This is a genomic window from Arthrobacter sp. GQ119 (assembly GCF_059759125.1).
Genome location: NZ_JCAXEA010000069.1, coordinates 1 through 712 on the forward strand (window position 1 = coordinate 1; position 712 = coordinate 712).

The following is a 712-nucleotide window of genomic DNA, read 5'->3' on the forward strand; positions in this document are numbered from 1 at the left end:
CGGGGGCCGCTCATCGTGTACCGGCCAGTCGTGATGCTGTGGAGGCGTGTGGCTAGTCGTTTTTCGACTGCAATGTCAGGCTGATATTCGCGGGTTGGTTACCGCATGACGATTTGTTCGGCTGGAGCGTATCGGTGTCTAGTATCGAGCGTCGACGGGTTTGGGCCCGTCTGCTCATAGCGCTTTCTCGAGTTAGCTCCGCGTGCTGCCATCGGCCCCACCGCTCACTTTCGGCGGCACGTTCTGGTCAGGCCGCGCTCATATGTCTTCCTTTCTGGAGCGGGACGGCCAGTGACCAGCACCAACCGGCGAGTTCGCGGGCGATCGCGGTGTTGGCTTTCACCGACATTTTGTTGCGTTCATCGAAGTGTTCCCATTTGCGGTGCAGCCGATGGTTTCCTTCCAAAGCGCGGATGCGGGTGGCCGGCGCGACCAGGTCCAGTTGGCGCAACAGCCGTTCGCCGGGGCGGGTATAGGGGCGCCGGTGCTGCCAAGCCGCTTCGATGAGGAGTTTGCGGGCGTAAGTATTCCCGGCTTTGGTGATCGGGCCCTGGTGCCGCGACTGGCCGGAGGACTCCTCGCTGGGGACCAAGCCGAGGTAGGAACCGATGGACGAGCCGGTGAAGCGGGTCCAGTCCCCAATCTCCACCGCCAGCCCGAACGCTGTAGTGAGCTGGATGCCGCGCAGACACATCAACGCATTAATCACCGC

Annotated in this window: 1 protein-coding gene; it reads right to left on the minus strand. The window is 62.5% G+C overall.

Annotation, left to right across the window (positions count from 1 at the left end; all coding sequences use genetic code 11):
* Positions 1-247: 247 nt before the first annotated feature.
* A partial coding sequence (locus AC6CH3_RS23375; protein WP_498134702.1) for a transposase occupies positions 248-712 on the minus strand: 465 nt, incomplete at its 5' end.